We start from the raw sequence: 20,907 nt of genomic DNA, 5'->3' as shown, positions 1-20,907 counted from the left end.
TTTCCTCCCTATGATGCCCGTGTCGGCTCCTCTTCCGACTTCGGGCTTATGGCCTTTCGATTCTGATTTCCTCCTTGAACCAGTGTTCCTGCAGGTTCGGCCCCGTGCCGATCCTGTCGATCACCGCAAACTGTCCCTGATCAGAAAGGGGTGCACAGACCCCGTGCCAGGTGTTGCGGTGGTAATTCACGCCTTGTCCGGGCTGCGCGATGAAGGCTACGGGTGTCCCCGGCTGGCCGCCCGCGTCCGGGGCGACGACGACCAGATACGGTGCGCGGCTGATCGGAATGAACGCCTGACTTCCATCTGGATGGCGTTCCACCATATCCAGCACCATCGGCAGGCTGCGGGCCTCGGCATCAAAGATGCTGATCCCGGCGTTTCCGTCCGAAAAATCAAGCGTCGCGCGGTCATGGTACCGCCCGCAAAGCCCTTGATTGATCATCTTGTCAGGCGTCCCCTTGGTGTCGAGAACGTCGCCATAAGGCGCAAACGCTTCGGGCGTTAGGGGCAGGGGGGTGATGGTCAGGGTCATGCGGCGAACTTCTCGTCCAGACGCAGCTCGGCGATGCGTTCGACCTGACGGCAGGCCTCGGCAAACTCGGTATCGCGGTCATTGTCGATCCGGCGGTTGAAGGCGTCCATAATGCTGGGCTTGGTGTTGTCCTTCACCGCGATGATGAAGGGGAATCCGTGCTTGGCGGTGTACGCCTCGTTGAGTTTCGTGAAGGTCGCGCGTTCCTCGTCCGTCAGCATGTCTAGACCGGCACCCGCTTGTTCGGCGGTGCTTTCTGCAGTCAGGCGCCCGGCGGCGGCCAGTTTCCCGGCCAAGTCAGGGTGCGCCACCAACACGCCCAAGCGCGCCTCTTCGCTGGCGCTACGGAACACGCGGGCCAAGGCATTGTGTACGCCTGCGGCCGTGTCATGGGTCGGTCCCAGTTCCAGACCAAAGGCGCCTTCGGCAATCCAAGGACTGTGTTCAAACACGCCGCCGAATTCGGCCACGAATGTGTCTTTGTCCATCTCAGAGGGTTTCAGTCCTTGCATCGGGGGGTGCTCCTTGGCCCAGTGATCGGCAATCTGTTCGCGGGTGGCGAACCAGACACCTTCGTGTGATTTGAAGTGATCGATGACACGTTTCAGGGCTGCTGCCCGGCCGGGGCGCCCGATCAGGCGGCAATGCAGGCCGATGGACAGAACCTTGGGCGCGCCAGCTTCCCCTTCCGCATAGAGCATGTCGAAGCTGTCCTTCAGGTAGCTCTCGAACTGGTCTCCATTGGTGTAACCCGCCTGAATCGCGAAGCGCATGTCGTTGCAATCCATCGTGTAGGGAACAACCAGTTGGTCCTTCCCACCGGCATTGATCCAATAGGGCAGGTCGTCGGCATAGCTGTCCGCGATATAGGCGAAATCACCTTCTTCGGCGGCCAAATCCATCGTGTTCATTGAACAGCGGCCGGTGTACCAGCCGCGCGGAGCTGTGCCTGTGACCTCGGTGTGCAGGCGGATCGCCTCGCGGATCTGCGCACGCTCTTCATCAGGCGACATATCCTTGTGCTCGACCCATTTCAGGCCGTGGCTGGCGATTTCCCAGTTCGAGGCCTTCATCGCCTTCACTTGCTCTGGCGCGCGGGCCAAAGCAGTGGCTACGCCATAAACAGTGACCGGCAGGTCACCAAGCAAACGGTGCACGCGCCAGAAACCGGCCCGCGAGCCGTATTCATAGATGGACTCCATGTTCCAATGACGCTGCCCCGGCCAGGGTTGCGCCCCGGTGATTTCGGACAGGAAGGCTTCTGATGCCGCGTCCCCATGCAGGACACAGTTCTCGCCGCCCTCTTCATAGTTAAGGACGATCTGGACGGCGATCTTTGCGTTGCCGGGCCATCTGACGACCGGCGGTTTGGCACCGTATCCGGTCATGTCGCGTGGGTATCGTGTCACGTGGTTTCCCTTTATTTGTCTTAGATGTCATTCTAGGGCGAAAATCCGAGAGTACTTTCAAATTAATCAAGAAGGATTGTTCGGCAGTCTGGCTCTGTGTGTGCTTGCGCTTCCAGACTAAGAAGGGGCTGCTGAACATAAGCCCACATAGGAGATACCAACCATGACTGGCTACTTGACCACACACGTGCTTGATACCGCCCGCGGGTGTCCCGCAGAGGGCTTGAAGATCGAGCTGTTTCGGATTGATGGCGCTGAGCGCAGTTTGCTTAAAACGCTGGTGACAAACGATGATGGCCGAACCGACGAACAGATCTTGCCCGCCGAAAAGTTTGAAACCGGCGAGTACGAACTTGTGTTTTATGCAGGGGACTATCTGGACAGCATCGGTGTTCCGCCTGAAGCGCCTCGGTTTCTGGATGTGATCCCGCTGCGCTTTGGAATGTCAGAAGCATCGCATTATCACGTGCCTCTGCTTCTGTCGCCCTTCGGCTATTCTACCTACCGAGGCAGCTGAGGCTAGCTTGCATCCTTGCTGCGGATGCTTGTGGCGATCCGATCGATCACGAACTCCATGAACAGTCGTGACTTGGGGTCCTGACCGCGTCGGTGGGTGAACAAGCAAGCCATCTGAATGGGCTCGGGCGGCGTTTTGGTCGCGACCGGAACCAGCCGCCCAGAACTCAGGTGTTCTGCAATCTCGAAAACCGGCTTCATCGCGATCCCGTTTCCGCCAAGCGCCCAATCGGTCAGCACATCCCCATCATCGGATTCGTAGCGCCCGGTCACGCGAAAGCGTTTCGGGCCGTCTTTCGTGGTCAACAGCCATTGGAACTCGGTCGCGCCGGGAAAACGCAGGCTGAGGCATTCGTGCCCATCGTTGATCAGATCGTCCCCGCTTTGAGGCATGCCGCGCTGTTCAATATAGGCCGGTGCGGCGCAGAGGACGCGCTCGACATCGGCAATCTTGCGGATTTTGAGGTTGCTGTCTTCCGGTTGGCCAAGGAAAAACGCCAGATCAAGCCCTTCGGTGGTCAGGTCCACCTTGCGGTCGGTCAGGCGCAGGCGCACGCTGACCTCCGGGTATTTCTCTAGAAAATCGGGAACGAGCGGCGCGATCAGGCGACGCCCGACACCCAACGGGGCAGCGACATAAAGCGGGCCGCGAGGGTTTTCTGTTATATCAACAATTTGCGCCTCGGCACTTTCCACCGCTTCAAGGATTTCCGTGGCGCCGCGATAGAACCTTTCACCCTGCTCGGTCGGGGCAAGGCTGCGCGTGGTGCGCTGAAACAGGCGTACGCCCAGATAGTCTTCCAGCTGAGAGATACGCGAGGACGTTACAGCTGGCGACACCCGGAGGTCGCGCCCCGCGGCGGACATGCTTCCAAGTTCATAGACACGCACGAAGGTTCGGATGTTGGCAAGATAGGACATTGTTCTGTTTTTTTTGATGCTGCTTGGTATTTAGCAGCAATACCAGAATAAATATGCTTAGCATAGAGTGTCGCTAAGACGAATATGGGAGGTATGCCATGTACGACCTGGCAATTTTGTGGGACTGGATCGCGTTTTCTGTACGGTGGCTTCACGTCATCACGGCAATGGCGTGGATTGGTGCGTCATTCTATTTCATCGCGCTCGATCTGATGCTGAAACCCAATCCCAATCTGCCCGACGGCGCCTATGGCGAGGAATGGGAAGTGCACGGCGGCGGATTTTATCACACGGTCAAATACCTTGTGGCCCCGTCAGAAATGCCCGAGCATCTGACATGGCACAAATGGCAAAGCTACACGACCTGGCTGTCGGGTGCGGCGCTTCTGATGATCATCTACTGGGTCGGGGGCGAGCTGTTCCTTTTGGACCCGACCAAGGCGGATTTGGCCTTGTGGCAGGGCATCCTGATCTCGGGCGGATCGCTGACCATCGGCTGGCTGCTCTATGACCAGATGTGCAAATCGAAGCTGAGCGAGAACCCAACGCTACTGATGCTGCTTTTGTTTGTCATCCTCGTGGCGATGTCCTGGGGCTATAACCAGATCTTTACCGGTCGTGCGGCCCTTCTGCATCTGGGTGCCTTCACCGCGACGATCATGACGGCCAACGTGTTCTTCCAGATTATGCCGAACCAACGCATCGTTGTAGCGGACCTGAAGGCCGGGCGGACGCCAGATGCGAAATACGGCAAGATCGCCAAGGTGCGCTCGACCCACAACAACTACCTGACCCTTCCGGTCGTGTTCCTGATGCTGTCGAACCACTACCCGCTGTCTTTTGCGACCCAGTATTCGTGGGTCATTGCCAGCTTGATTTTCCTGACTGGCGTCACCATCCGTCATTATTTCAACACCATGCACAAGACGGGCAAAGGGCCGAACTGGACGTGGTTGGTGACTGTGCTGCTGATGATTGCGATTGCGTGGCTTTCAACCATGAAAACCGGCGAAACCTACGAGGATGCTGAAGCGCGCGAGATGACCGCCTTTGAACAGAAGTTCGCTTCGGCCGATGGGTTTGAAGACGCCTTCTATGCGGTGGTTGGAAACTGTTCGATGTGCCACGCCCGTGAACCGTCATGGGACGGCATGTACTGGGCCCCGAAAGGCGTGGTTCTGGAAACCGAAGCAGACGTCGCGCGCCATGCCCAGCAGGTCTACCTGCAGGCGGGCGCATCCCACGCCATGCCGCCGCCCAATGCCATCGAGATGGATCAAGAAGGCCGCGACTATATCGTGGCGTGGTATCGGGGCGCCACGTCCAACTAAGCGTGTCGTGGCGTGCGATATGAAGTTTTCACAGATCGCATTTTCCAAACCAAAAGGGCCGCGTCATGCGGCCCTTTTTTGTGGATTTAGGTGGTTTTTACTCGGATCGCTGGCCGGGTTTCTGCAAGAACAGCGCGCCGAACGTATAGACCAGAATGGCTGCGCCGACCGCGCCCATCACCGCGATGCCCAAGAGGATGATCAGGTCAATCGGCCCGCCTATGTCCGAAAAGCCCGAATGAGTCATTTTCTGCACGAACAGAACCGCAAACACAGCGCCGAAGGGCATCGACAGCTGGGCACGCAGGAATTTGCGCCAACTGACCGCGCGGTCTCGGATTAGTACATAGAAATAGGCCAGCGTGATCACGGCGGCCACAATGACCATGACCCAGAACAGGGTGGGGCCGAAGATTTCCTCGAAGACGGCGATCAGAGTGCTAAAAGTCAGTTCTTTCATCTCTCAAATCCTCCTTACGCGTCGCCACGGATCATGGCGTTATAGGTGGCTTTCAGGGCGACCTCTTTCATCAGCCAACTGATCCACAGCTCTTCCAATGGCGCAATCACGCCGGGGAAACTGGGGGTGAGGTCGTTGTTGTAGTCGAACTCGATCAGCATCGCGCGGCCGACGCGGGTGATCAGTGGGCAGGACGTGTAGCCGTTATAGCTGGCATCGCTTTTGGTGCCTGCGATCTGCGCGATCAGATGCTCTTCGACCACTGGAACCTGCCACTTGGCGCTGGCCGCGGTCTTGCCTTTTGGAACGCCTGCGATGTCACCCACGGCGAAGACGTTGTCGAAGAAGTTGTGGCGAAGCGTGTGTTTATCAACTGTGGCCCAGCCGCGACCATCCCAGCTTCCGGGGTCAGTCAGAGCCGAGTTGCGGACCACGTCAGGCGCTTGCTGCGACGGCACAATGTGCAGATAGTCATAGGGCATCTCCGCATCGCCGTTTTCGGTCGCGAAGGTAGCGATCTTCTTGCCCGCATCGACCGCTTTCAGCACGTGGCTGTAATGCGGCGTGACCTCGCGCTGGCCAAACAGCATCCGCAGTTTCTCCGAGATGATCGGAACCCCGAACAGGGCCTTGTTATGGGCCATATAGTTGATGTCGAGCTTGGTCGTGCCGGATTTGCGGGCTATGTCGTCAATCAGGAAGGTGTGCTTGATCGGCGCGCCTGCGCATTTCATTTCAGTGGCGGGGCGGGTGAAGATGCCGACACCGCCGTCTTCGGTATAGCGACCAGCGGCCTCCCATGTTTTGGCGGCATAGTCCGGTCCAGCATAGAGCGATCCGATGCCGTTCTTGCCGATCATGTCCATCTCGAAGCCTTCAATTGCGCCGTAGTTCAGGACAAGGCCGGTGGCCAGCACGAGGAAGTCATAAGGCAAAGTCTTGCCGCTCTCGGTCATGACTTTGTTGCCATCCGGGTCGATCTCGGCAGCACGCTCGGCGATCCAAGTGATGTCCTTCGGTAGCCAGTCCCCAGTTTGCGAGACCGAGTATTTGGCCGGTTTCAGTCCTGCTGCGATCAGAGAGAAACCAGGCTGGTACCAATGTTCCTTACGCGGGTCGATGATGGTGATCGTGGCACCATTCAGGCGGCGCGACAGCCGGTTGGCGAGCGCGGTGCCGGCAGCACCGGCGCCAAGGATGACAATTTTCGCCTTGGTGTCGATAGGGGCAGGGGCGGCTGTTGCACCAGCGCCCGCGGCCATAAGGGCACCAGCGCCTGCGGCAAATCCAAGAAATCCGCGGCGTGTGGCGTTGAAGTTGTGTGACATGAGCGACCTCCAATCAGGCAATGCTTCGTTCTGGCGCCTCTCTACGCCCGTTAAGTATTCAGGTCTATGAATGTGTTAGGCAGGTGGGGGTGGCCTAATGACGCAGTGAAATTGCAGTGGGATCAGATCGCAAATCTGTGTATGAAGCGGCGAGGCGGCGTTCTACCGCCTTTGTAGATATTGCAGCGCCTGCGATAGTTTGGTATACAGCGGCATACCGCAGACATATCCGGCCTCAGAAGATTCTGTTTCGCTGGGTTCACGGGCTGCATCACACTCGAATTCGTAGGGATCGTCATGAGCTTGTACACCGACTACCTAAATGAGATTGAAACGCGTAAAGGCGAGGGTCTGAATCCCAAGCCGATCGACGACGGCGCGCTGGTGGCTGAACTGATCGAACAGATCAAGGACACCGGCAACGCTGAACGCGAAGCATCGCTGAATTTCTTTATTTACAACACTCTGCCGGGCACCACGAGCGCCGCTGGCGTCAAGGCCGCCTTCCTGAAAGAGATCATCCTTGGCCAAGCTTCGGTTGCTGAGATTTCGGTCGAGTTCGCCTTCGAGCTGCTGTCGCACATGAAAGGTGGCCCGTCGGTCGAAGTTCTGCTGGATCTGGCACTGGGCGATGAAGCGGCAATCGCCGCGCAGGCTGCTGAAGTGCTGAAGACTCAGGTGTTCCTCTATGAAGCTGACACTGACCGTCTGGAAGCCGCTTACAAAGCTGGCAATGCCGTCGCTGCCGGTATTCTGGAAAGCTATGCCAAGGCCGAGTTCTTCACCAAGCTTCCCGAAGTAGAAGAAGAAATCAAAGTCGTGACCTATATCGCCGGTGTAGGCGATATCTCGACCGACCTTCTGTCGCCGGGTGCCGAAGCACACTCGCGCGCAGACCGCGAACTGCACGGCAAATGCATGATCACGCCGGAAGCGCAGGTCGAAATCCAAGAGCTACAGAAACAGCATCCGGACGCACGCGTCATGCTGATCGCAGAAAAAGGCACAATGGGTGTTGGTTCAAGCCGTATGTCGGGCGTGAACAACGTGGCGCTGTGGACTGGTAAGAAAGCCAGCCCCTATGTGCCCTTCATCAACATCGCCCCCGTCGTGGCAGGTACCAACGGCATTTCGCCGATCTTCCTGACCACCGTAGGCGTGACCGGCGGTATCGGTATTGATCTGGATAACTGGGTCAAGAAGCTGGACGCCGACGGCAACGTGGTTGAAGACGAAGATGGCGAAGCCGTTCTGGAAGAGGCCTACTCGGTCGCAACCGGCACCGTTCTGACCATCAACTCGAAAACCAAAACCCTGCATGACGCAGATGGCAAAGAACTGAAAAGCGTAGCTGCTGCTTTCACCCCGCAGAAGGTGGAATTCATGAAGGCTGGCGGTTCTTACGCCGTGGTCTTCGGTAAGAAGCTGCAGACATTTGCTGCTGCTGCGCTGGGACAGGAACTGAAATCTGCCTACGCACCCTCGAAAGAGATCACAGTTGACGGGCAGGGCCTGACCGCTGTTGAAAAGATCTTCAACCGCAACGCCTTGGGCAGCACGCCCGGTGCAGTTTTGCACGCAGGTTCGGACGTACGCGTTAAAGTGAACGTCGTTGGCTCGCAGGACACCACCGGTCCGATGACCGCGCAGGAACTGGAAGCCATGGCTGCGACCGTGATCTCTCCGTCGGTTGACGTGGGCTATCAGTCGGGCTGTCACACGGCATCTGTTTGGGACAAGAAGGCTCAGGCTAACATTCCCAAGCTGATGAAGTTCATGAACGATTTCGGTCTGATCACCGCGCGTGATCCGAAGGGCGAATATCACGCAATGACCGACGTTATTCACAAGGTGCTGAACGACATCACCGTGGATGACTGGGACGTTATCATCGGCGGCGACAGCCACACCCGTATGTCCAAAGGCGTGGCCTTCGGTGCAGACTCGGGCACCGTGGCACTGGCACTGGCAACCGGTGAAGCATCCATGCCGATCCCGGAATCGGTGAAAGTAACCTTCAAGGGCTCGATGGCCGAGCATCTGGACTTCCGTGATGTTGTCCACGCCACTCAGGCACAGATGCTGGACCAGCATGGTGACAACGTCTTCCAGGGCCGCGTGATCGAAGTTCACATCGGTACGCTGCTGGCTGACCAAGCCTTCACCTTCACCGACTGGACCGCCGAGATGAAAGCCAAGGCGTCTATCTGTATCTCGAACGATGATACTCTGATCGGTTCGCTGGAACTGGCCAAGTCGCGTATTCAGGTCATGATCGACAAGGGTATGGACAACGAAGCCCAGCTTCTGGCCGGTCTGATTGCCAAGGCCGACAAGCGCATCGCCGATATCAAGTCGGGTGCGAACCCGGCCCTGACGCCGGACGATACCGCCAACTACTTCGCTGAAGTCGTTGTGGATCTGGATGCGATCGACGAACCGATGATCGCCGACCCGGATGTGAACAACGATGACGTGTCCAAGCGGTATACCCACGACACCATCCGCCCCGTTTCCTACTACGGTGGCGACAAGAAGGTGGATCTGGGCTTTGTGGGCTCGTGCATGGTGCACAAGGGCGACATGAAGATCGTGGCCCAGATGCTGAAAAACCTCGAGAAGACGATGGGCAAGGTCGAATTCAACGCACCGCTGGTGGTTGCTGCTCCGACCTACAACATTGTGGACGAGCTGAAGGAAGAAGGCGACTGGGAGATCCTCGAGAAATACTCGGGCTTCGAATTTGACGACCTGTTCCCGAAAACTCAGGCCCGCACCGAGTACGAGAACATCATGTACCTCGAACGCCCTGGCTGTAACCTCTGCATGGGGAACCAGGAAAAAGCCGCCAAGGGTGACACGGTTCTGGCCACCTCGACCCGCCTGTTCCAAGGCCGCGTCGTAGGCGACCTTCCCGAGAAGAAGGGTGAAAGCCTGCTGGCCTCGACCCCGGTTGTCGTCCTGTCCGCCATCCTGGGCCGCACGCCCACGATGGAGGAATACAAGGCTGCTGTTGAAGGCATCGACCTGACCAAGTTCGCTCCGCCTCTGGCTGTTCCGTCAACCACCAAGTCGGCGCATTTCTAAAGCCAGCAACGGTGAGACACAGAAAGGGCGGGGATTTTCCCCGCCCTTTTTTCGTTGCTGTATTCAGCGGGCACAGACCTCCCTGCCGGACAATCTGAATTTGGTTGTCCCGCTTGAAGCGACATGTGAGACTTTAGGCCATGCACAATGCCAACTTAGCCCTTCGTTTCCTTTTGGAGCTTGCTGCCTTGGCCGGGTTCAGCATTTTTGTCTGGGGCTTGACCGAAGGAGTTTGGCGTTTCCTTGCGGTTGGCGCAGCCGTGGTGCTGCTCGGCGTAATTTGGGCGACATTCGCCGTGCCAGATGACCCCAGTCGTTCCGGTAGTGCGCCCGTGCCTGTTCCCGGAATAGCTCGCCTAGTTTTGGAGTGGGGGGTGCTCTTCGGCGGAGCATGGGCGTTCTATGCGGTGGGGTACACGTGGCCGGGGTTCTGGCTCGCTGCGCTCACCGTGGTTCACTATTTACTGTGGCCAAGTCGTATTGCTTGGCTTCTGCAGAACTAGGTTGATTTTGGCAATCTGCTGACTGCCACCTGCATTACCTTCAAAAGCACAACAGGGCGAAGTATTCCTCGCCCTGCGTCGTTTTCTGATGCTTGATTATGGATCAAGCATTCAGCAGCAAGTGCTGGCGCTCCCACGGCGAGATTTCGCGCTGGTATTCCTCGTTCTCGGCCCATTTGATGTCGGAATAGAGCTTGCAGAACTCTTCGCCCAGCACGGCGCGCATGTCTTTGGCCTCGTCAAACAGTTCTAACGCGGCACGCAGAGAGGCAGGCAGTGGCTCCTCTACATTCCAGACCTCTTTCACGGCTTCGGCACGGGGCTCGACCTTGTTCATCATGCCCAGATAGCCACAGGCCAGCGAGGCTGCGATCGAAATATAGGGGTTCGCGTCCATACCAATCACGCGGTTTTCCAGGCGGCGGGCTGCCGGGCTGGAATGTGGCACGCGCAGGCCGGTGGTGCGGTTGTCTGCGGCCCATTCAAGATTGGCCGGGGCCGATTGCCCGTCGACCGTGATCCGCCGGAACGAGTTCACGTAAGGCGCAAAAAGCGGCACGACATCCATGATGTATTTCTGTGACCCGCCGATGAACCAGCGGAACAGGTCCGAGGCCGAGCCATCGTCGTTCGAGAAGATGTTCTTGCCCGTTTCAGAGTCCACGATCGACTGGTGCACGTGCATCGCGCTGCCCGGTTCGTCACGGATCGGCTTGGCCATGAAGGTGGCGAAGACACCGTTCTTCAAGGCCGCCTCGCGGATGGTGCGTTTGAACAGAAAGACCTGATCGGCCAGATTAACCGGGTCGCCGTGGTTCAGGTTGATCTCGATCTGACCTGCGCCGCCCTCCTGAATGACTGTGTCGATCTCAAGCCCCTGCGCCTCGGCAAAGTCATAGATCGTATCGATCACTGGGCCGTATTCATCCACGGCGGACATTGAATAGACCTGACGGCTGGCGCCTTTGCGCCCCGTGCGGCCGATCGGCGGCTCGATGGGTTCGTTCGGATCGTGGTTGGGCTTGGTCAGATAGAACTCAAGCTCGGGTGCGATGACGGGTTTCCAGCCCTTCGCCGCGTAAAGATCCACAACGCGCTTCAGAAGCCCACGTGGAGAAATCGCCAGCGCTGAGCCATCGCGGTTAAACATGTCGCAGATGACCTGCAGCGTGACATCTTCCGACCACGGCACGGCACAGGCCGTGGACATGTCAGCCCGCAACACGATATCCCGTTCAACCCACTGGTTTTCGATTTCCATATCGACATACTCGCCTGAAATCGTCTGATAAAACAGGGAGATAGGCAGGGCCAGATCGGTTGCGGGATCAAACTTCGCGGCAGGCATCGCCTTCCCGCGCGAGGTTCCGACAATGTCGGGGATGATGCACTCCACTTCTTCAATGCGACGCCCATCTGCGTAGGCGACAAAATCAGCGGACAAGTTCTGGGCCCAATCCAAGGGGCGCTTTCGTGACATCAAAACCTCCTTCGGCGTCGGGTGTCATGCGACGCCGGATTTCATAAAAAGAGTTGGTGCTGGATATTTGATCAAATTATACAGAAGGTCAATGGGCGTTTCGGTCGGCGCTTTTCGCTCGAACAGACGAACGCTTCGCGCTAGGCTCCGATAAAATATCCAATCTGGGGAGATTTGAGACATGAAAACATTGATGACGATCCTCTGCGCGTCGCTGGCGGGCAGCGCAGCATTCGCTGATAATCATTGTGCCGCGGGCAAGACGCTGACCGATGGTGTGCTGACCATCGCCACTGGCAACCCTGCCTATTACCCGTGGGTTATGGATGATGCCCCCGAAAGCAAACAGGGATTCGAGGCCGCCGTGGCCTATGCGGTCGCCAATGAAATGGGCTTTGCAGACGATGCCGTGACATGGGTTCGCACCTCGTTTGACGAGGCGATCCAGCCCGGTGCTAAGAATTTCGACTTCAACCTGCAACAATATTCGATCACGCCCGAACGGGAAGAGACCGTCGATTTCTCGCTGCCGTATTACAGCTCGGCCATGGCCGTTCTGACCACGCAATCGGTGGCCGAGAAGGTCGGCGAGCCGACGATAGAGGTTCTGAAGGGGCTGCTCTGGGGCGCAGGGGCTTCGCATACGGGCGCAACTATGGTGGGGCAAGTGATCGCACCGGATCAGGACGTTCTGCTGTATAACGACAACACCGACGTGACCGCGGCCCTGCAAGCCAATCAGATCGACGCGGCGCTGTTTGACCTGCCGACCGCACTGTACCTGTCGGCCGTCGTGGTTGAGAACGGCGCGCTTCTGGGACAGTTCCCGGCGGAGCGGTCCGAGAACCCGGATCAGTTTGGCATGTTGATGGCTGACGGAAGCGCCTTGAAACCTTGCGTAGATGAAGCCATCCAAGCCCTGACGGACAGCGGAAAGCTGGCCGAGATCGAAGCCGAGTGGTTGCAAGGCGCCACTGGCGTTCCGGTCATTCAATAAGGCGGATAGCACGCAGAATGACGAAGGCAGACGAAAACCCGGCGATGCCGGGGCGGCGCGCGCAGTATGAAGCTGCGTTGCGCCGCCGCTCTTTGTGGGTCGCAGGTGTCTCGACCAGTTTGGTCTTTTTGGCCATTCTGGTCCTGGTGCCGCTGGCGCCCGGTTGGGAGGCCGTGAAGAAAAGCTTCTTCAACTGGGGTGTCTTTTCCAAGACCTTTCCGGGTCTATTGGATGCCTTCCTGCTGGATATCGCGATCTTCTCGTGGTGTGCGCCGCTTATTGCGCTGCTGGGTCTGTTCGTGGCGATCTGCCGCGACATCCAGAAGCCCGCGCTTTATCCGCTGCGCCTGTTTGCCACCGTCTATACGGACGTGTTTCGCGGACTGCCTGTCATTCTGGTTATCTATCTTGTGGGCTTCGGCATCCCCGGTCTGGGCCTGCCGCGCCCGTGGAATTCGCCCTATATCTGGGGCTCTTTGGCGCTGATCCTCGTCTATGCCGCCTACGTGGCCGAGGTCATCCGGTCGGGCATCGGCTCGATCCACAAAAGCCAAAGCTCGGCGGCGCTGTCGCTGGGGCTCTCGAACGCGGATACGATGCGTTACGTGATCCTGCCGCAAGCTCTGCGCAACGTGCTGCCCGCCAATATGAATCTTGTGGTCGCGCTGCAAAAAGACGTGGCGCTTCTGTCCTTCGTTGGCCCGGTCGAGATCTTCCGGCAGGCGGGTGTCTACAAGTCTCTCTATGCCAGCTTCACGCCCTATGTGGGGGCGGCGATCATCTTCTTGGCGATCACCATACCGATGACGCGGTTTGCCGATCACCTGATGAACAAACGTCGCAAGCAGGAGCAATAAGCCCATGCTGTCGTTGAAAAACATCCAGAAGGCCTTTGGCGATCACCATGTGCTACGCGGCATCGACCTTGAGGTCGCAAAGGGTGAAATGGTTTGCCTGATTGGCGCGTCCGGGTCCGGAAAGTCGACGCTCCTGCGGGCGGTGAACCTGTTGGACCCGGTCGATGATGGCGAGATCTGGTTTGACGGTGTGGATATCGCCGAACCGGGGCTGGATCCACAGCCGATCCGCCAGCGTATCGGGCTGGTCTTCCAGTCCTTTAACCTGTTTCCGCATATGTCGGCGGCTGAGAACGTCATGCTGGCCCCGCGCCGGGTAAAGGGGCTGTCCCGTACCGCGCAACGAGGGCGCGTGGAAGAACTGTTTGACCGTTTCGGCCTTGGCCACCGGATCGACCACTACCCCGATCAGTTGTCCGGCGGGCAACAACAGCGCGTGGCCATCATTCGTGCGCTGGCCATGCAGCCCGACATCTTGCTGTTTGACGAGATCACATCCGCCCTCGACCCCGAACTGGTGGCCGAGGTTCTGGATGTGCTGCGCAGTCTGCGGGAAGAGGGGATGACCATGATCCTTGCCACCCATGAAATGGGCTTCGCGCGCGAGCTGGCAGACAAGGTGTGCTTCTTGGAGGGTGGACGCATTCTGGAAGAGGGTACACCGGCCCAGATCTTCGACGCCCCGCGCGAAGAACGGACGCGGCAGTTCTTGTCTCAGGTTCTGTAGGGGCAGGCAGGCTCAGCGCCAGAAGGCGACCCACTCGGTCAGTTCAAGGAACTTCTTGGCCAGAAACAAAAGGTTCTCGCCGCCCCAGACCACAATATCCAGCCCGACCAGCAGCAGGATTACTGCGCCCAGAATGATGGCCAACTGATTAGTCACAAGGAAGCTCCTGCCTGTTTTCAGCGATTATGCAAGCCGCATCGGTGGGAGCAAGGTAAAACACGCAGGTTAAAGAAAACCCCCAAGGGCTGGGCCATTGGGGGTTCAGAAACGTTTTTTCAGGGATGGATTACAGCGAACCCATCTTCACGGCCAGATCGCCCATGCGGGTCGAGAAGCCCCATTCGTTGTCATACCACGCCAGAACGCGCACCAGACGGCCGCCAATGACTTTGGTCTGGTCTGCGGCAAAGATCGAGCTTTCTTCGGTGTGGTTGAAGTCGGTCGAGACCAGTTTCTCTTCCGTGTAGCCCAGAACGCCTTTCATCGCGCCCAGCGACTGCTCTTTCATCACAGCGTTCACGTCTGCGACGGTCACGTCCTTTTCGACCACAACGGTCAGGTCCACGGCCGAGACATTCGGGGTCGGAACGCGCACGGCGGACCCGTCCAGCTTGCCTTTCAGGGCGGGCAGAACCTCACCCAGAGCTTTCGCGGCACCGGTCGAGGTCGGGATCATCGACATGGCGGCAGCGCGGGCGCGGTAAAGGTCCTTGTGGCGACGGTCCAGCGTCGGCTGGTCGCCAGTGTAAGCGTGGATCGTGGTCATGATGCCGCTTTCGATGCCGAAGGCGTTCAGCAGAACCTTGGCCACCGGGGCCAGACAGTTGGTGGTGCACGAGCCGTTCGACACCATTACGTCACCGGCGGTCAGCATCTCTTCGTTCACGCCGCAGACGATGGTCTTGTCGACGTTGGTACCCGGGGCCGACAGCAGAACTTTCTTGGCGCCACGCTCGAGGTGCGGCTTGGCCTTGATGCCGTCGTTGAAGTTGCCGGTGCATTCCAGAACAACGTCACAGCCGTCCCAGTCCAGTTCGTTCATGTCATAGGTCGACATCATCTGCATCGGGCCTTGGCCCACATCCATGGTGCCATCGCCCAGAACGACGTCGTTCGGGAAGCGGCCATGCACGCTGTCATATTTCAGCAGGTGCGCTGCGGTTTCCAAGGGGCCGGTCGCATTGACCTTCACCACCTGAATATCTTCGCGTCCCGAAGCAGCGATCTGCCCAAGGGTGCAGCGGCCGATACGACCAAATCCGTTGATACCGACTTTGACGGTCATGGGTGTTTTCCTCATTCTCATGGCGGCATCCACAGGCCGCGAGGGGGTGTTCAGACTTGCACGCGGTATACCGTTGACTGCGTGGTCACCCAACCCGGAAAACACCTTCCGTAGTAGCATGATAGCGAAAACATCTGTGATCCATTGTTTTCAGCGCGCAGGTTAGCGCAAACCTTCGCGGGGCTGAATTATTCCAAGGGTCAGCCCGTCCTGCCCTTGCCCTTCAGGGCGGTTTCGCTAGATTCGCCTCACAATGAGTACAATGACAGTGAAGGCGGTACGATGAGCGGTTTGATTGCACTTCTGGACGACGTGGCGGGGATTGCCAAAGTCGCTGCGGCCTCGATTGATGATGTCGCGGGGCAGGCGGCGAAGGCCAGTGCCAAAGCGGCGGGTGCCGTTATTGATGACGCTGCTGTGACGCCGAAATATGTGCAGGGCTTTGAAGCCAAGCGCGAGCTTCCGATCATCGGGCGTATCGCCTGGGGCTCGATCAAAAACAAGCTGATCATCCTTCTGCCCATTGCGCTGCTTCTGTCGGCCTTTGCCTCTTGGGCGATCGCGCCGCTTCTGATGCTGGGCGGGGCCTATCTGTGTTTTGAAGGGGCCGAGAAGGTTTGGCATACGCTGTTCCCGCATGATCACACATGGGACCACGCCGAACATGACGAAGGCGACCCGGCCCACTTGGAAGAGGCTAAAATTGCCGGTGCAATCAAGACCGACTTTATTCTGTCGGCCGAGATCATGACCATCATTCTGTCGGGCATCCCGAACAGCAATTTTTGGATGGAGGCCGCCACGCTGGCGGTTGCCGCTGTGGGCATCACCGTGGCGGTTTATGGCTCGGTCGCGCTGATCGTGAAGGCCGATGATTTCGGCCTCTATCTGGCCAACAATGCGCGGCTTAGCGCGACGCAGGCGCTGGGGCGTGGGATCGTGAAGGCGATGCCCTATGTCATGAAGCTGCTAACCATTGTCGGAACCGCAGCAATGATCTGGGTCGGCGGCTCGATCATTGTGCACGGGCTGCACGAACTGGGCTGGCATCTGCCCTATGACACCATTCACCACATGGCCGTGGCTGCTGCCCATGCGGTGCCACAATTTGCAGGTGCCGTGGAATGGGCCGTGACGGCGGCGCTGGATGGCGTGCTGGGCCTTGCGCTTGGCGTGCTGATCATTCCCTTGGCGACATGGGTGATCGGCCCCATCTGGGGCGCGATCTTCAAGGGCAAAGCTTAAGCTTTCGGCTTTGACCGGCTGAGCAAGAACAGCCCGCTGAGGACAATGACGGCGCTGCCTGCCAGCGTCATTATGTCTGGGCGTTCGTTGAACACCACGACACCCAGAATAAGCGCGAAGAGCAGCCGGGAATAGCGGAAGGGCGTGACGACCGAGACTTCTCCGGTCCGCATGGCCAGCGTCAACGCGCCATAGGCCAGAACGCCAAATACGGTAGCCATAACTAGGAACCCACTGGCCGCTGGCGTCAGGGTGCGCAACTCGCCCTCAAAAGCCACAAGGACCAATCCCGAAACCGTCAGCACGGCGAACCCGGCCACGCCAAGCTGGGCACCGGACAGGCTTGCTGGGCTGGCACGGGTTGCCAAGTCACGTCCGGCGAAACCGAGCATTCCCAGCACAGCGAAGATCGACAGCGGGTCAAAGGTATCTAAGCCGGGGCGCAGAATCATCAGAACCCCGATGAAGCCCACGAAGATGGCCAGCCAGCGACGTATCCCGACCTTTTCATTGAAAACGATTACAGCCCCCAAAGCCACGACCAGAGGTGTAGCCTGCAGGATGGCCGAGGCGCTGGACAGAGGCGTCAGGGCAATTGCCAGCGCATAGAACAAGCGCCCGGCAATCTCGGACAGGGACCGCCAGATCAACACGGGCGAGCGCAGATCCGGGTGAAAAACTCGTGCGCCTTGCGCGCGTGCGATCAGGGCGAAAATCACCAGTCCGCCCAGCCCGAACAGAGCAACCGCCTGTCCGATCGGGATATCGCGCGCGGCAGCCTTCAACGCCATGTCCTCAAGCGCAAAGGCGCCCATGGCGAAGACCATGAACAGCGCACCCCGATGGTTTTCGCTTAAGCCTGACAGCACATTGGTATCCTTTGATAAAACAGGCGCAGACTGTCTGATCTGGGCCGGATTTAAAAGGCATAAAGAAAACGCCCCACCGATTGGCGGGGCGTTTCGAAGTATTGGACCGGAATCTATGCAGATTCCCTGTCGAGTTATTGGCCTAGGCTTAGCCCAGAAGCTCTTTGGCTTGTGCTACGACATTGTCGGTGGTGATGCCGAACTTCTCGAACAACACGCCAGCCGGGGCCGAGGCACCAAAGCCGGTCATGCCGACAAAGGCTTGCTTGGCTTCGCGGCCGCGCTCACCCAGCAGCAGCTTGTCCCATCCACCATCGCGGACGGCGGCTTCGACACCAACGCGTACCGGGCCTGCGGGCAGAACCTTGCGACGATAGGCTTCGTCCTGCTGGGCAAACAGCTCCAAGCAGGGCATGGACACAACGCGGGTGCCGATGCCTTGGGCTTCCAGCGCCGCGCGGGCTTCCATTGCGAGCGACACTTCCGAACCCGTCGCGATCAGGATCACCTGACGCTTGCCAGCTTCCGCATCGGCCAGAACGTAACCACCCTGAGCGGTCAGGTTTTTCTGTTTATACTCGGTGCGGACGGTCGGCAGGTTCTGACGGGTCAGAACCAAGGTCGAGGGCGTGTCTTTCTCGGTCAGTGCGATTTCCCAAGCTTCAGCCGTTTCCACCGTGTCCGCAGGGCGGAAGGTGTAGCTGTTTGGGGTCGCGCGGCAGATCGACAGATGCTCGACCGGCTGGTGGGTCGGGCCATCTTCGCCAACGCCGATCGAATCGTGGGTCATCACAAACACGGTCGGAATGCCCATCAGCGACGCCAAGCGCATTGCAGGGCGGGCATAGTCGGTGAAGACGAAGAAGGTGCCGCCATAAGGGCGCATGCCACCGTGCAGGGCCATTCCGTTCATCGCCGCGGCCATGCCGTGCTCGCGGATGCCCCAATAGACATAGCGGCCACCACGGTTGTCGGTGTCAAAGACGCCCAGATCACCGGTCTTGGTGTTGTTCGAACCGGTCAGGTCAGCCGAGCCGCCCACGGTTTCCGGCATCACCGGGTTGATCACCGACAGGGCCATTTCCGACGACTTGCGGGTCGCGACAGAGGGCTTGTTTTCGGCAACCTCTTTCTTCAACTTGCGCACAACCGAGGCCAGCTTCTTCGGAGCCTCCAGCGCATAGGCGCGCTTGAATTCACCCTGCTTGCGGTCGGAAATGCTGGCGAAACGTGCGTCCCACTCGGCGCGTGCTTCTGCACCGCGTCCACCCATGGCTTCCCACTGTGCTTTCACGTCGGCGGGGACTTCGAAGGCACCTTGCGGCGCGCCGTAGACGCCCTTGGCGGCGGCAAGTTGCTCGGCATCGGTCAGTGCGCCGTGACCTTTCGAGGTATCCTGAGCGGCGTGGCCCAGTGCGATATGTGTCTTGCAGGCAATCATCGACGGTTTGCCCGTCGTTTTTGCCTTGGCGATGGCCGCATCGATCTGCGCGGGATCGTGACCGTCGATTTCCTGAACGTGCCAGCCCGAGGCTTTGAAACGCTGCACCTGGTCGGTGCGATCCGACAGCGACACCTTACCGTCGATGGTGATGTCATTGTTGTCCCACAGAACCATCAGCTTCGACAGCTCGTGACGGCCTGCAAGGCCGATGGCTTCCTGGCTGATGCCTTCCATCAGGCAGCCGTCGCCAGCGATGACATAGGTGTAGTGATCGACGATCTTCTTACCGAACTGTGCGCGCTGGATCTCTTCAGCCATCGCGAAGCCAACAGCGTTGGCGATGCCCTGACCCAACGGGCCAGTGGTGGTCTCAACGCCCGACACGTGACCGTATTCGGGGTGACCAGCAGTGATCGCGCCCCACTGGCGGAAGTTCTTGATCTGGTCCAGCGTGACGTCTTCGTAGCCGGTCAGATAGAGCAGCGAATAGATCAGCATCGAGCCGTGACCTGCCGACAGGATGAACCGGTCGCGGTCTTCCCAGCGCGGGGCCGAGGGGTCAAACTTCAGGTGCTTTTCAAACAAAACGGTTGCCACATCGGCCATGCCCATCGGCATGCCAGAGTGGCCGGAATTTGCGGCAGCAACAGCATCCAGCGTCAAGGCGCGGATGGCGGCAGCTTTCTTCCAGTGATCAGGGTGGGCTTTGGCAAGTGCAGCGATATCCAAGGTCCGAGTCCTTTGGCTAAGTAAAGATTGGCCCCTGATAGCAGTCCTGCTGCTTGGGTCAAGCAAAGCAAGGCTTTGGGGCGTATTGGCAGGGCTAAGTGTCTGTAATCGCGCTTTCGATTGCATCGTCGTGGCGCGATTTGCGTGAAATCTGCGGGATATGGCGACGAATCGCGATTGAATGCGCATAGGTCCCTCTGGGCGTTGAGTGTTTGGCAGGCTTGTGACAAGATCAAAGGGAGAGAATTAAACAGGGCATATTATGAGTGATATCTCCGAACTCGAGACGCGCATTACAACAGCGCTGGAGCGGATAAACGCGGGGCTTGATAAATGGGCGGACCAACCATCGGCGAACACCGATGAGGTCGACGCGCTGACCCGCCAGCTGGACGATGAACGCACGGCAAACGCGCAACTGAACGAACGTCTGTCTACGCTGAAAGACCAGATGAGCGAGAAGCTTGTTGTTGTTGAGAACGCACTGTCTCAATTGCAGGCACAGCTTGCGCAGGCCGAAGCCTCGGCAGATGCGCTGCGCCAAAGCAATCAAGAGCTGCGTAGCTCCAACGACGCATTGCGTGCCGCCGCATCCACCGGCGTGGTGGAGCCCGCGTTGATCAACGACGCGATGGGCGCTGAACTGACCGCATTGCGTGCGACACAGCAGGCTGATCGGGCCGAACTGGACGCGGTTCTCAGCGAGCTGACATCTATGGCCACCCCCGTAAGCGAGGAGGACACTCATGCCTGACGTTATGATCACGATCGGTAGCCGAAGTTTTGAAGTGTCCTGTCAGGAGGGTGAAGAACACTTCCTGAAAGCTGCTGCCGCTATGCTGGATACCGAGGCTTCGGTTCTCGTCAGCCAGATCTCGAACCTGACCGAAAGCCGGATGCTGCTGATGTCGGGCCTGATGCTGGCCGACAAAACCGCCGGAATGGAAGACAAGGTCAAGCTGACCGAACGTCGGATTGCCGAGCTGGAGCGCGAGATTGAAGCGCTGAAAAATGCGGAACCACAGAAGGTCGAAGTGCCTGTGGTGCCCGCGTCGGTCACTGATACATTGGCCGAGATCGCAGCCCGGACCGAAGCGATGGCCGCCTCGGTCGAGGAGCGCCTCAAGGTAGACTGACCCCAGAAAACAAAACAAAAACAAAGGCGCGCCGAAATTTCGACGCGC

General features: G+C 58.6%; 20 protein-coding genes. 10 read left to right on the top strand and 10 right to left on the bottom strand.

What is annotated here, in order from left to right; translation table 11 throughout:
• Positions 1 to 46 precede the first annotated feature (46 nt).
• Positions 47 to 535, bottom strand: a complete 489-nt coding sequence (locus tag G0Q00_RS04830; RefSeq protein ID WP_163036892.1) for an ureidoglycolate lyase — start codon at positions 533 to 535, stop codon at positions 47 to 49.
• Positions 532 to 1,944, bottom strand: a complete 1,413-nt coding sequence (puuE, locus tag G0Q00_RS04825) for an allantoinase PuuE (protein ID WP_163036890.1) — start codon at positions 1,942 to 1,944, stop codon at positions 532 to 534. Before puuE ends, G0Q00_RS04830 begins: the two co-directional genes overlap by 4 nt.
• Before the next feature lie 163 nt (positions 1,945 to 2,107).
• Here puuE and uraH point away from each other — a divergent pair, with 163 nt between their 5' ends.
• Entirely contained in the window at positions 2,108 to 2,461 is a 354-nt protein-coding gene (uraH, locus tag G0Q00_RS04820; protein WP_163036888.1) for a hydroxyisourate hydrolase, read from the top strand.
• A gap of 2 nt (positions 2,462 to 2,463) precedes the next feature.
• Here the strand turns inward: uraH and G0Q00_RS04815 are convergent, their stop codons facing one another.
• On the bottom strand, positions 2,464 to 3,381 hold the full coding sequence (locus tag G0Q00_RS04815; RefSeq protein WP_163036886.1) for a LysR family transcriptional regulator: 918 nt from the start codon (positions 3,379 to 3,381) through the stop codon (positions 2,464 to 2,466).
• Positions 3,382 to 3,479: 98 nt separating this feature from the next.
• On the opposite strand from G0Q00_RS04815, the gene G0Q00_RS04810 reads away from it, so the two are divergent.
• The gene (locus G0Q00_RS04810) at positions 3,480 to 4,712 is read left to right on the top strand and encodes a urate hydroxylase PuuD (protein WP_163036885.1); all 1,233 of its coding nucleotides are present in this window, start codon (positions 3,480 to 3,482) and stop codon (positions 4,710 to 4,712) included.
• A gap of 97 nt (positions 4,713 to 4,809) precedes the next feature.
• Here G0Q00_RS04810 and G0Q00_RS04805 read toward each other — a convergent pair whose 3' ends face one another.
• Positions 4,810 to 5,172, bottom strand: coding sequence for a DUF5368 domain-containing protein (locus tag G0Q00_RS04805; RefSeq protein WP_163036883.1), 363 nt, complete (start codon positions 5,170 to 5,172; stop codon positions 4,810 to 4,812).
• A 14-nt stretch (positions 5,173 to 5,186) separates the two neighbouring features.
• Positions 5,187 to 6,500, bottom strand: a complete 1,314-nt coding sequence (locus G0Q00_RS04800; RefSeq protein WP_163036881.1) for an FAD/NAD(P)-binding oxidoreductase — start codon at positions 6,498 to 6,500, stop codon at positions 5,187 to 5,189.
• Between the two features lie 297 nt (positions 6,501 to 6,797).
• Between G0Q00_RS04800 and G0Q00_RS04795 the strand changes: the two genes are divergently transcribed.
• Entirely contained in the window at positions 6,798 to 9,587 is a 2,790-nt protein-coding gene (locus G0Q00_RS04795) for a bifunctional aconitate hydratase 2/2-methylisocitrate dehydratase (protein ID WP_163036879.1), read from the top strand.
• Positions 9,588 to 9,727: 140 nt separating this feature from the next.
• Complete coding sequence (locus G0Q00_RS15970; protein ID WP_163036877.1) at positions 9,728 to 10,090, top strand: YrdB family protein; 363 nt, start codon at positions 9,728 to 9,730, stop codon at positions 10,088 to 10,090.
• Positions 10,091 to 10,193: 103 nt separating this feature from the next.
• Here G0Q00_RS15970 and G0Q00_RS04785 read toward each other — a convergent pair whose 3' ends face one another.
• Positions 10,194 to 11,570: a glutamine synthetase family protein gene (locus tag G0Q00_RS04785; protein ID WP_163036875.1), complete on the bottom strand. Its 1,377-nt coding sequence runs from the start codon at positions 11,568 to 11,570 to the stop codon at positions 10,194 to 10,196.
• Positions 11,571 to 11,751: 181 nt separating this feature from the next.
• Here G0Q00_RS04785 and G0Q00_RS04780 point away from each other — a divergent pair, with 181 nt between their 5' ends.
• The 3 genes from G0Q00_RS04780 to G0Q00_RS04770 are packed head-to-tail and all read left to right on the top strand — an operon-like array spanning position 11,752 to position 14,151.
• Positions 11,752 to 12,567: an ABC transporter substrate-binding protein gene (locus G0Q00_RS04780; protein ID WP_163036873.1), complete on the top strand. Its 816-nt coding sequence runs from the start codon at positions 11,752 to 11,754 to the stop codon at positions 12,565 to 12,567.
• 17 nt (positions 12,568 to 12,584) lie between these two features.
• Positions 12,585 to 13,424 (top strand): amino acid ABC transporter permease, encoded by an 840-nt coding sequence (locus tag G0Q00_RS04775; RefSeq protein ID WP_239058320.1) that lies wholly within the window; start codon positions 12,585 to 12,587, stop codon positions 13,422 to 13,424.
• 4 nt (positions 13,425 to 13,428) lie between these two features.
• The gene (locus G0Q00_RS04770; protein WP_163036872.1) at positions 13,429 to 14,151 is read left to right on the top strand and encodes an amino acid ABC transporter ATP-binding protein; all 723 of its coding nucleotides are present in this window, start codon (positions 13,429 to 13,431) and stop codon (positions 14,149 to 14,151) included.
• A 12-nt stretch (positions 14,152 to 14,163) separates the two neighbouring features.
• Here G0Q00_RS04770 and G0Q00_RS15795 read toward each other — a convergent pair whose 3' ends face one another.
• Entirely contained in the window at positions 14,164 to 14,307 is a 144-nt protein-coding gene (locus tag G0Q00_RS15795; RefSeq protein ID WP_203564892.1) for a hypothetical protein, read from the bottom strand.
• 130 nt (positions 14,308 to 14,437) lie between these two features.
• Positions 14,438 to 15,436: a type I glyceraldehyde-3-phosphate dehydrogenase gene (gap, locus tag G0Q00_RS04765; RefSeq protein WP_163036870.1), complete on the bottom strand. Its 999-nt coding sequence runs from the start codon at positions 15,434 to 15,436 to the stop codon at positions 14,438 to 14,440.
• 282 nt (positions 15,437 to 15,718) lie between these two features.
• On the opposite strand from gap, the gene G0Q00_RS04760 reads away from it, so the two are divergent.
• Complete coding sequence (locus G0Q00_RS04760) at positions 15,719 to 16,681, top strand: DUF808 domain-containing protein (RefSeq protein ID WP_163036868.1); 963 nt, start codon at positions 15,719 to 15,721, stop codon at positions 16,679 to 16,681.
• On the opposite strand, the gene G0Q00_RS04755 is transcribed toward G0Q00_RS04760, so the two are convergent.
• Both G0Q00_RS04755 and tkt read right to left on the bottom strand, forming a co-directional pair.
• The gene (locus G0Q00_RS04755) at positions 16,678 to 17,496 is read right to left on the bottom strand and encodes a DMT family transporter (protein WP_239058377.1); all 819 of its coding nucleotides are present in this window, start codon (positions 17,494 to 17,496) and stop codon (positions 16,678 to 16,680) included. The two genes, G0Q00_RS04760 and G0Q00_RS04755, sit on opposite strands and share 4 nt — an antisense overlap.
• Before the next feature lie 202 nt (positions 17,497 to 17,698).
• A complete protein-coding gene (gene tkt, locus G0Q00_RS04750) occupies positions 17,699 to 19,723 on the bottom strand; it encodes a transketolase (RefSeq protein WP_163036866.1) in 2,025 nt (674 codons plus the stop codon).
• Between the two features lie 262 nt (positions 19,724 to 19,985).
• Between tkt and G0Q00_RS04745 the strand changes: the two genes are divergently transcribed.
• Positions 19,986 to 20,477, top strand: a complete 492-nt coding sequence (locus G0Q00_RS04745; RefSeq protein WP_163036864.1) for a hypothetical protein — start codon at positions 19,986 to 19,988, stop codon at positions 20,475 to 20,477.
• On the top strand, positions 20,470 to 20,859 hold the full coding sequence (locus tag G0Q00_RS04740; protein ID WP_163036863.1) for a cell division protein ZapA: 390 nt from the start codon (positions 20,470 to 20,472) through the stop codon (positions 20,857 to 20,859). The genes G0Q00_RS04745 and G0Q00_RS04740 overlap by 8 nt, the downstream gene beginning before the upstream one ends.
• Positions 20,860 to 20,907: the final 48 nt, after the last annotated feature.

The organism is Aliiroseovarius sp. PrR006, from assembly GCF_010500215.1.
Taxonomy (GTDB): domain Bacteria; phylum Pseudomonadota; class Alphaproteobacteria; order Rhodobacterales; family Rhodobacteraceae; genus Aliiroseovarius.
Note: the sequence above shows the minus strand (reverse complement) of the source record. Positions and strands in the feature narration are given on the sequence as shown.

Excerpts from the sequence above, each read along its gene's own strand:
- G0Q00_RS04810 (WP_163036885.1), top strand. The coding sequence starts at position 3,480 with ATGTACGACCTGGCAATTTTGTGGGACTGGATCGCGTTTTCTGTACGG.
- G0Q00_RS04740 (WP_163036863.1), top strand. The coding sequence starts at position 20,470 with ATGCCTGACGTTATGATCACGATCGGTAGCCGAAGTTTTGAAGTGTCC.
- G0Q00_RS04775 (WP_239058320.1), top strand. The coding sequence starts at position 12,585 with ATGACGAAGGCAGACGAAAACCCGGCGATGCCGGGGCGGCGCGCGCAG.
- G0Q00_RS04780 (WP_163036873.1), top strand. The coding sequence starts at position 11,752 with ATGAAAACATTGATGACGATCCTCTGCGCGTCGCTGGCGGGCAGCGCA.
- G0Q00_RS04760 (WP_163036868.1), top strand. The coding sequence starts at position 15,719 with ATGAGCGGTTTGATTGCACTTCTGGACGACGTGGCGGGGATTGCCAAA.
- G0Q00_RS04815 (WP_163036886.1), bottom strand. The coding sequence starts at position 3,381 with ATGTCCTATCTTGCCAACATCCGAACCTTCGTGCGTGTCTATGAACTT.
- G0Q00_RS04830 (WP_163036892.1), bottom strand. The coding sequence starts at position 535 with ATGACCCTGACCATCACCCCCCTGCCCCTAACGCCCGAAGCGTTTGCG.
- gap (WP_163036870.1), bottom strand. The coding sequence starts at position 15,436 with ATGACCGTCAAAGTCGGTATCAACGGATTTGGTCGTATCGGCCGCTGC.
- G0Q00_RS04745 (WP_163036864.1), top strand. The coding sequence starts at position 19,986 with ATGAGTGATATCTCCGAACTCGAGACGCGCATTACAACAGCGCTGGAG.
- G0Q00_RS04795 (WP_163036879.1), top strand. The coding sequence starts at position 6,798 with ATGAGCTTGTACACCGACTACCTAAATGAGATTGAAACGCGTAAAGGC.
- uraH (WP_163036888.1), top strand. The coding sequence starts at position 2,108 with ATGACTGGCTACTTGACCACACACGTGCTTGATACCGCCCGCGGGTGT.
- G0Q00_RS15970 (WP_163036877.1), top strand. The coding sequence starts at position 9,728 with ATGCACAATGCCAACTTAGCCCTTCGTTTCCTTTTGGAGCTTGCTGCC.
- G0Q00_RS04755 (WP_239058377.1), bottom strand. The coding sequence starts at position 17,496 with ATGGGCGCCTTTGCGCTTGAGGACATGGCGTTGAAGGCTGCCGCGCGC.
- G0Q00_RS04805 (WP_163036883.1), bottom strand. The coding sequence starts at position 5,172 with ATGAAAGAACTGACTTTTAGCACTCTGATCGCCGTCTTCGAGGAAATC.
- G0Q00_RS04770 (WP_163036872.1), top strand. The coding sequence starts at position 13,429 with ATGCTGTCGTTGAAAAACATCCAGAAGGCCTTTGGCGATCACCATGTG.
- G0Q00_RS04800 (WP_163036881.1), bottom strand. The coding sequence starts at position 6,500 with ATGTCACACAACTTCAACGCCACACGCCGCGGATTTCTTGGATTTGCC.
- G0Q00_RS04785 (WP_163036875.1), bottom strand. The coding sequence starts at position 11,570 with ATGTCACGAAAGCGCCCCTTGGATTGGGCCCAGAACTTGTCCGCTGAT.